We start from the raw sequence: 8,796 nt of genomic DNA, 5'->3' as shown, positions 1-8,796 counted from the left end.
GGCCATGAACTCCGGCAGCGACATCCCCTGCTGGAACTGGATTCGGTTCATCGGCATGTGCTCGCTCCTGCGCTTGGTCTGTCCTCTACGCTACGCCTGACCTTCGGCTGGCTCCTTGCTGAAGATCATTGCTAATCAGGTCGGCCCATACCGACGCAAGCGCTCTCACATGAGATGGAGCAATCCCGTTCAATCCGTGAACGGGATTAACTCGACCAGGATCGAATTCAGCGCCGGTAATCTCCTCGTTCAACCCGGCTGGATACCACGCAGAAAATCGAGCCCGCGGCGCACCCATTGCCCGCCAAAGCGGTGAACCACGCTGGACGAGCGGGCGCCGATCGAGAATCGGTTTTGCAGCAACGGTGTGCGGTGGGTGAGTTTCAGCGACAGGGATTCGAATGGAAACACCTGCGGGACGGCCTCGTTGCATCGCGGCCGGTGCCGCATCACCAGCGCGGTCTCGCAGGCGGCCAGGTCCGGCAGTGCCACCGCGCCGAAGCTGAAGGACAGGCTGTCGTCCGGACCAAGGCAGGCCCGCCAGTGGTCTGCGAGTCGGTGATCGACCAGACACTCGTTCACGTTGGGGGCGCCACCAATGTAGAGCAGCTCCCGCATGGTGGTCGACTTGGACAGGTCGTTGAAGTGCGCCCGATAGACACAGAACACACCGGCCCGGCGCGGCATCAAGCCGCGGTTGTATTCGCTCCAGTAGCCGGAAAACTTGATCGAAACGTCGTGTGCCGCCATGAGGACTGTCACCCCTAGTTGTTGTCTTGATTTGCGAAAAATGCGATTTTGAATGGATGCCGCCGGCTCCGGCGCACCCTCAGCCCCTGGTCCCGGGGGCGATTACTGCATTTTCAGGCCCGAACGGTGCAGCAAACCTGATGTGCCGTCGCGGTGTTGCAACGCGGAAACTGCCGCCAGACTGGGCACAATCCAGCGATCCACCACACCAACCCAACCTTCCGGGACCAAGCTCATGCGCCGTGTCGTCTTCAACCAAAAGGGGGGGGTCGGGAAATCCACCATCACCTGCAACCTGGCGGCCGTCAGCGCGCAGCAGGGCCTGCGCACGCTGGTGCTCGATCTGGATGCCCAGGGCAACAGCACCCGCTACCTGCTCGGCCACCAGGCCGACGGGCTGGCGGTGGATCTGGCCGGCTTCTTCGACCAGACGCTCAAGTTCAACCTGCACCCGCGCAGCACGGCCGAGTTCGTGGTGCCGACCCCGTTCGAGAACCTGCACCTGATGCCGTCCAGCCCGGCGCTGGAGGAACTGCAGAGCAAGCTCGAATCGCGCTACAAGATCTACAAGCTGCGCGACGCGCTGGACGAGATCGCCGACCAGTACGACCGCATCTACATCGACACGCCGCCGGCGCTGAACTTCTACACCCGCTCGGCGCTGATCGCGGCCGATCGCTGCCTGGTGCCCTTCGACTGCGACGACTTCTCGCGCCGCGCGCTCTACGCGCTGCTGGAGAACGTCCAGGAGATCCAGGCCGACCACAACCGCAAGCTGCAGGTCGAAGGGATCGTCGTCAACCAGTTCCAGGCACGCGCCAGCCTGCCGCGCAAGGTGGTGGCCGAGCTGATCGCGGAGGGTCTGCCGGTGCTGCAGCCCTACCTGTCGTCCACGGTCAAGGTCAAGGAATCCCACGAACAGGCGCTGCCGATGGTGCACCTCGATCCGAAACACCGGCTCACCCTCGAATACATCGCGCTGCACGACGCCCTGCGGGGCGAATGAGTGGGGGGCCCCGCCAGAGACTGGCGAGACTTCACGGCGGACCATGGTCCAAGCGGTACCAATCCCCCGATCCCGGTGTTTTCGCGGCCCTGCGGCGGCGTGGCGGCAGTTTCTGTCGATAGAGTGCAGCAAACACCCCATCGGATATTGAGATTCAGTGTCCAGTGGTCGAGAAATCGGATCGATTTCATCGCTGCACACCCATGACCGCCCTGCTGTATTCGCCCCATCCCTTGACGACGGGTCTCCCGCGGCCAGCGCCCGTCCGCCGCGCCCCGCCACCCGTCACATCCAAATTCGCCCCCCTGGAGGCCGACCCGACGACGCCCCGCCGCGCGGACACCCCACTCGCCAAGGCGCCGATCGCACTGTTTCTCTACCGCCGGCCGCGCCACACCCTGCGCTGCCTGGAATCGCTGGCGCGCAATCCCGAGTTCCTGGACAGCCCGCTCTACCTGTTCTGCGACGGCCCGAAAGACACCGCCGATGCGGTCGCGGTCGAAGAGGTCCGGCGCATCGCCCGCAGCCTGCCCCACGCCCGCAAGGTCATCATCGAATCCCCGAGCAACCGCGGTCTGGCCGACTCGGTGATCGCGGGCGTGACGCAGGTCGTGCAGGAACATGGGCAGGTGATCGTGGTCGAGGACGATCTGGTGCTGGCACCGACGTTTCTGGCGTTCATGAACCAGTCACTGCACCACTACCGGGACGATCCCCTCGTGATGCAGGTGTCGGGGCACATGTACCCGGTGGACACCGGCAGCACCCGCGATGCGGTGTTCATGCCGATGGCCTCCTCGTGGGGCTGGGCGACCTGGGACCGGGCGTGGAGCCACTTCGATCCGGACATGCGGGGCTTCCAGACGCTGGTCGAGCAGTCGGCGCTGCGCCGGCAGTTCGACGTCGACGGCGCCTTCCCCTACTTCTCGATCCTGAAGCGCCAGCGCGCCGGCAAGGCCGACTCCTGGTTCATCCGCTGGTACCTGAGCCTGTTCATGCACGGCGGCATGACGCTCTACCCGCGCCAGAGCCTGGTCCGCAACGAAGGATTCGACGGGACCGGCGTGCACTGCGGCGTGGGCGGCTCCCCCTACGACGCGACCGACGCCCTGCCCGATCGGCTGCTGACCCGCCTGCCCGACACCGACCATGTCGATGCCCACGCGCTGGCCCGGGTGCGTACCTTCCTGGCCGCGCAGAACACCTTCTGGCAACGGGCCCGGCGCCGCCTGCGCACGCTCAGTGCGCCTCGTCCCAGTTGAGACCGACACCGACCTCGGCCAGCAAGGGCACCTTCAGCGCAGCGACCCCCGCCATCAGGCGCGGAATCGCCTCGCGCGCCCAGTCCAGTTCGGCCTCGGGCACCTCCAGCACCAGTTCGTCGTGGACCTGCATCACCATGCGGGTGGCGCGGCCCTCGGCGTCCAGCGCGGCCTGCACGGCGATCATCGCCAGCTTGATCAGGTCGGACGCGGTGCCCTGCATCGGCGCATTGATCGCCTGACGCTCGGCGGCGGCCTTGCGCGGACCGCTGCCGCCCTGGATATCGACCAGGGTGATGCGCCGGCCGAACAAGGTCTCGACATAGCCCTGCGCACCGGCCAGCGTCCGCGTCTCGTCCATGTAGCGTTTCACCCCAGGGTAGCGCGCGAAGTAGCGGTCGATGTAGTCGCGCGCGGCCTTCACCTCGATCCCCAGGCTCTGCGCCAGCCCGAAGGCGCCCATGCCGTAGATCAGTCCGAAGTTGATGGTCTTGGCGTAGCGGCGCTGTTCGCTGCTGACTTCGCCCAGCGGGACGCCGAACACCTCGCTCGCCGTCGCGCGGTGCACGTCATGCCCTTCGGCGAAGGCCCGCAGCAGGGCCGGATCGTCCGACAGGTGCGCCATGATGCGCAGCTCGATCTGCGAGTAGTCGGCGCTCATCAGCCGGTGACCGGGCGGCGCGATGAAGGCCTCGCGCACGCGGCGGCCTTCCGCCGTGCGGATGGGGATGTTCTGCAGGTTCGGCTCGTTGCTCGCCAGCCGGCCGGTCACGGCCACCGCCTGCGCGTAGTTGGTGTGGATGCGGCCCGTGACCGCGTTGACCATCAGCGGCAGCTTGTCGGTGTAGGTGCTCTTGAGCTTGGCGAGGCCGCGGTATTCGAGCAGGCAGGCCGGCAGCGGGTAGTCGGCGGCGAGTTCCTGCAGCACCTCTTCGTCCGTGCTCGGCGCGCCGGAGGCCGTCTTCTTCTTCACCGGCAGGCCCTGCTTGACGAACAGGATCTCGCCGAGCTGCTTCGGGCTGCCGAGGTTGAAGGGCTGCCCGGCGAGTTCATGCGCCTTGGCTTCGAGCACGACGAGGCGCTCGGACAGCTCCTGGCTCTGCCGCGCCAACACCGACGCATCCAGCAGCACCCCGTAGCGCTCCATGCGCGCGAGCACCGCCGAGGTCGGCATCTCGATGTGTTCGTAGACGTGGCGCATCCCGGCGTGGTCAGGTGCAGTCAGGTCGGGCCACAGCGTCTGGTGGACCTGCAGCGTCATCTCGCTGTCCTCGCCCGAATAACGCGAGGCGCGCTCGACGTCGACCTGGCTGAACGGGATCTGGTGCACGCCCTTGCCGCACAGGTCCTCGTAGCTCAGCCCGCTGCGGCCGAGGTGGCGCTGGGCGAGGCTCTCCAGCCCGTGCGGCTTGTGCGCTTCGAGCACGTAGCTCTCCAGCATGGTGTCGTGCCGGTAGCCGCGCACGGTGATGCCGTGGTTGGCGAGGACGTGGGTGTCGTACTTGATGTTCTGGCCGACCTTGGCCGCGCCCGCGTCCTCCAGCCACGGCTTCAGCAGCGCCAGCACCTCGTCCAGCGATAACTGGGTCGGCGCGTCGGCGTAGTCGTGCGCCAGGGGGATGTAGCAGGCCTCGTGCGGCCGCACCGCAAAGCTCAGCCCGACGATGCGGGCGCGCATCGGGTCGAGCGAGTCGGTCTCGGTGTCGAGCGCGACCAACTCGGCGCCGCGGATCGTCGCCAGCCAGCCATCCAGCGCCTCACGGGTCAGCACGGTGTCGTAGCGGCCGGTCTCGGGCAGCGCGGCGGCGGCCTCGACCTCGGGCGGCGGGTCGGCAAACAGGTCGTCCATGTGGCCGATCGGCTTCGGCGCGGCCGCCTGGGCCGCTGCCTGCGCCGCCGCGTTCGCCACCGCCAGCAGCTCCTTCTCCAGCTCGAAGCGCCAGCTCTTGAAGCCGTAGCGGATGTAGAAGTCCAGCAATCCCGGCTTGTCCAGGGGCCGCAGCGCCAGCGTGTCCATCACCGGCCAGTCGGCGATGTGCGGTGCGAGGTCGCAGTCGAGCTTCACGGTGATGAGCTGGCGGCCCATCGGCAGCCAGTCGAGCGCCTTGCGCAGGTTCTCGCCCGCCACGCCCTTGATCGACGCCGATGCCGCGATCACGCCGTCCAGCGAATCGTGTTCGGCCAGCCACTTCACGGCCGTCTTCGGCCCCACCTTCTCGACGCCGGGCACGTTGTCCACCGCATCGCCGATCAGCGTCAGGTAGTCGATGATCCGCTCGGGCGGCACACCGAACTTGGCCTGCACACCAGGAATGTCCAGCGTCTCGTTGGTCATCGTGTTGATGAGCGTGACGTGTTCGTTGACGAGCTGCGCCAGATCCTTGTCGCCGGTGGAGACGACGACGCGGTGCCCCCGCTCGACCGCCACCTTGCACAGCGTGCCGATCGCGTCGTCCGCCTCGATGCCCGGCACTTCGAGCACCGGCCAGCCCATCAGCCGCACGACCTCGTGGATCGGCTCGATCTGCAGGCGCAGATCGTCGGGCATGGGGGGGCGGTGGGCCTTGTACTGGTCGTACCATTCGTTGCGGAAGGTCGGCCCCTTGGCGTCGAAGACACAGACCGCGTGTTCACACGGAACTTGCTCACGTAGTCGGCGCAGCATTCCGATCATTCCGGAAACTGCCCCGGTCGGCGCACCTTCGGCGTTGCGCAGGTCGGGCATCGCGTGGAAGGCGCGGTAGAGGTAGCTGGAGCCGTCCACCAGCAGCATCGTGGGGCGGTCGGCGGGCGCGGAGGTGGCGGCGGGCGTGTTCATGGCGGGATTGTCGGCGATCGTCCCGTGCCCGCCACCTACAATGCATCCTTGGTCTCGCCGCTCCTTCTGACTCTTTCCCCCTGTTGCCGATGGCTGTTTTCACTGAAGTGTCCCTCGACGCGGCCAACGCGCTCGTCGAACGTCTGGGCCTGGGATCGGTCACCGCACTGCGCGGCATTGCCTCCGGCATCGAGAACACCAATTACTTCGTCACCACCGACCGCGACCAGCAGTGGGTGCTGACGCTGTTCGAGCGGCTCACGTTCGAGCAGCTGCCGTTCTACCTGCACCTGATGAAGCACCTGGCCGAACGCGGCATCCCGGTGCCCGATCCGCAGGCGGACGCCAGCGGCGAGATCCTGCACACCGTCTGCGGCAAGCCCGCGGCGCTGGTCAACAAGCTCTCCGGCGGCCACCAGCTCGCGCCGTCGATCTGGCACTGCCAGCAGGTCGGCCAGATGCTCGCCCGCATGCACCTCGCCGGCCGTGATTTCCCGCGGCACCAGCCCAATCTGCGCGGGCTGGACTGGTGGGTCGAGACCGTGCCGGTGGTCGTGCCGTACATGGACGCCGACGCCCGCCGGCTGATCGAGGACGAACTGGTCTTCCAGCGCCACCTCGCCGAGACCGCCGCCTACCAGGCGCTGCCGCGCGGCCCGGTCCACGCCGACCTGTTCCGCGACAACGTGATGTTCGACGGCCTGCCCGGCCACGAGAAGCTGACCGGCTTCTTCGACTTCTACTTCGCGGGCGTCGATGCCTGGCTGTTCGACCTCGCGGTGTGCCTGAACGACTGGTGCATCGACCTCGACACCGGCCGCCTCGACGAGCAGCGGGCCAGCGCGATGGTCGCCGCCTACGACACCGAATGCCCGATGAGCGCGGACGAGCTGCGCCTGCTGCCGGCGATGATGCGCGCCGGGGCGCTGCGCTTCTGGACCTCGCGCCTGTGGGACTTCCACCTGCCACGCGAAGCCAGCATGCTCCAGCCGCACGACCCGACCCACTTCGAGCGCGTGCTGCGCGAGCGGGTCGCCAATCCCTGGCACTGGATGCGCTGAGGCACCACACACGATGAAGGCAACATGAAATTACGCGTCGCAACGCCGCGGGACGGCCTGCAATGGATGCTCAGCGGCGTGTGGCTGGCACGCCAGCAGACGATCGGGCTGGCCGGCCTGTTCGGCCTGATGTTCTTTGGCCTGGCCATGTTCCTCGGCCTGCCCTGGGTCGGGCCGCTGCTGGTGGCCGTGCTGCTGCCAGCGCTGACTGCCGGCTGGGTCGATGCCGCCGCCGCTGTGCAGGCTGGCGGCCGGCCGCTGCCCTCCCACCTGATCGGCCCGCTGCGCTCGGCGGCGCGCCCGTCACTGCTGCGGCTGGGTGGCCTGAATGCGGCGGCCACCTTCGTGATGCTGCTGCTGGCCGACGCGCTCGACCCCGGCATGACCGACGCGTGGGCCGTCATGCGCGACAGTGACACCACAGCCGAGGCGACGCTCGACGCCATCGGCGCGCTGCAGCAGGGCATGGTGCTGCGCGCCGTGCTGCTGCTGCCCGTGGTGCTGACGATCTGGCACGCCCCGGTCATCATCGTTCGCACGGGCGCTGGTCTGGGCAAGGCCTTGTTCGTCAGCGCCACCGCCAGCTGGCGCAACCTCGGCGCCTTCGTGGTCTACGGCGTCTGCTGGATCCTGGCCGATCTGGTGCTGTCGCTGCTGCTCGGCGGCCTGATGGCGGCCCTCGGCCTGGGACAGGCGGCCATGCTGCTCGTGCTGCCCGGCGCGATGATCTTCTCCGGCGCGTTCTATGCCTCGCTGAAAGCCAGCGTGGACGGCTGCATCGACTTCGAGGACTGAATTGCGCCACACACCCCCGCGAATGCGGGGGTTCGAGGCGTACCAACCGGTGTTGAAACCGCAAAAATCCCCTCTGATCAGAGATTGATCCATTTCAACAATCCTCAGGGGGATGCATGGGTATCACACGCTACGGCACAGCGGGGCGGGACAGCCTCATCGGCACGACCACCAACGACCTGCTCTACGGTCTCGACGGTGACGACACGCTCAATGGCCTGGAGGGCAGCGACACCCTCTACGGCGGCACCGGCAACGACACCCTGCGCGGTGACCTGGGCACGCTGTCCTTCTACGGCGGCGCCGGCAATGACACCCTGCTGACCGGTGGCACCGCCAGCATGACGGCCTACTTTGGCCGCGGCGACGGACGCGACACCATCGCCGGCCACCCCGACTGGGCCACCGGCACCAACACCCTGCAGTTCACCGGCGCCATCGCCAAGTCCGACATCGCGGTGTCCGTCTCCGGCAACTCGCTGGTGCTGTCGGTCCGTGGCACCACCGACGCGGTCACCATCGACAGCTTCTACAACTACGGACCGCCCACGCCCGAAGGCGCCAACATCGGCGGTCGCATGACCGGGGTGCAGTTCGTCAAGTTCGCCGACGGCAGTTCCTGGACGATGGACGACCTCAAGGCCATCGTCTTCGCCGGCACCACCGGCAACGACAGCGTCCGCGGCACCTGGCAGGCCGACACCCTCGCTGGCGGCGCCGGCAACGACACGCTGTACGGCTACGGCGGCAATGACGCGATCGACGGCGGTGCCGGCAGCAACTGGATCGACGGCGGCAGCGGCAACGACACCATCCTGGGTGGCTACGACGGCAACGACGTGCTCTACGGCGGCGACGGCGACGACTCCCTCAACGGCATCCAGGGCAACGACACACTCTACGGCGGCACCGGCAACGACACCCTGCGCGGTGACCTGGGCACGCTGTCCTTCTATGGCGGCGCCGGCAACGACACGCTGATGACCGGCGGCATGGCCAGCATGACCGCCTGGTTCGGCCGCGGCGACGGTCAGGACGTCATCGCCCCCCACCAGGACTGGGCCTCGGCGGTCAACACGCTGCAGTTCACCGGCGCCATCGCCA

The 8,796-nt window shown here is 67.5% G+C and carries 7 protein-coding genes; 5 read left to right on the top strand and 2 right to left on the bottom strand.

What is annotated here, in order from left to right; genetic code table 11:
• Nucleotides 1–249: 249 nt before the first annotated feature.
• Nucleotides 250–750, bottom strand: a complete 501-nt coding sequence (locus tag AABN02_RS15745) for a hypothetical protein (RefSeq protein WP_338415875.1) — start codon at nucleotides 748–750, stop codon at nucleotides 250–252.
• A gap of 235 nt (nucleotides 751–985) precedes the next feature.
• Between AABN02_RS15745 and AABN02_RS15740 the strand changes: the two genes are divergently transcribed.
• Nucleotides 986–1,756, top strand: a complete 771-nt coding sequence (locus tag AABN02_RS15740; protein WP_338415874.1) for a ParA family protein — start codon at nucleotides 986–988, stop codon at nucleotides 1,754–1,756.
• A gap of 203 nt (nucleotides 1,757–1,959) precedes the next feature.
• Complete coding sequence (locus AABN02_RS15735) at nucleotides 1,960–3,018, top strand: hypothetical protein (RefSeq protein ID WP_338415873.1); 1,059 nt, start codon at nucleotides 1,960–1,962, stop codon at nucleotides 3,016–3,018.
• Here AABN02_RS15735 and polA read toward each other — a convergent pair.
• Nucleotides 2,996–5,836, bottom strand: a complete 2,841-nt coding sequence (gene polA / locus AABN02_RS15730) for a DNA polymerase I (RefSeq protein WP_338415872.1) — start codon at nucleotides 5,834–5,836, stop codon at nucleotides 2,996–2,998. The two genes, AABN02_RS15735 and polA, sit on opposite strands and share 23 nt — an antisense overlap.
• Nucleotides 5,837–5,925: 89 nt before the next feature.
• On the opposite strand from polA, the gene AABN02_RS15725 reads away from it, so the two are divergent.
• The 3 genes from AABN02_RS15725 to AABN02_RS15715 all read left to right on the top strand — a co-directional run.
• The gene (locus AABN02_RS15725) at nucleotides 5,926–6,897 is read left to right on the top strand and encodes a homoserine kinase (RefSeq protein ID WP_338415871.1); all 972 of its coding nucleotides are present in this window, start codon (nucleotides 5,926–5,928) and stop codon (nucleotides 6,895–6,897) included.
• Nucleotides 6,898–6,921: 24 nt separating this feature from the next.
• A complete protein-coding gene (locus AABN02_RS15720) occupies nucleotides 6,922–7,692 on the top strand; it encodes a BPSS1780 family membrane protein (RefSeq protein WP_338415870.1) in 771 nt (256 codons plus the stop codon).
• Nucleotides 7,693–7,808: 116 nt separating this feature from the next.
• On the top strand, nucleotides 7,809–8,796 hold a 988-nt coding region (locus tag AABN02_RS15715; protein WP_338415869.1), incomplete at its 3' end, for a calcium-binding protein.

It is taken from the genome of uncultured Sphaerotilus sp. (assembly GCF_963924895.1).
GTDB lineage: Bacteria > Pseudomonadota > Gammaproteobacteria > Burkholderiales > Burkholderiaceae_C > Sphaerotilus.
Note: the sequence above shows the minus strand (reverse complement) of the source record. Positions and strands in the feature narration are given on the sequence as shown.

Bases quoted from the DNA above. Each gene is read 5' to 3' on its own strand.
- AABN02_RS15745 (WP_338415875.1), bottom strand. From the start codon at position 750: ATGGCGGCACACGACGTTTCGATCAAGTTTTCCGGCTACTGGAGCGAA.
- AABN02_RS15740 (WP_338415874.1), top strand. From the start codon at position 986: ATGCGCCGTGTCGTCTTCAACCAAAAGGGGGGGGTCGGGAAATCCACC.
- AABN02_RS15735 (WP_338415873.1), top strand. From the start codon at position 1,960: ATGACCGCCCTGCTGTATTCGCCCCATCCCTTGACGACGGGTCTCCCG.
- polA (WP_338415872.1), bottom strand. From the start codon at position 5,836: ATGAACACGCCCGCCGCCACCTCCGCGCCCGCCGACCGCCCCACGATG.
- AABN02_RS15725 (WP_338415871.1), top strand. From the start codon at position 5,926: ATGGCTGTTTTCACTGAAGTGTCCCTCGACGCGGCCAACGCGCTCGTC.
- AABN02_RS15720 (WP_338415870.1), top strand. From the start codon at position 6,922: ATGAAATTACGCGTCGCAACGCCGCGGGACGGCCTGCAATGGATGCTC.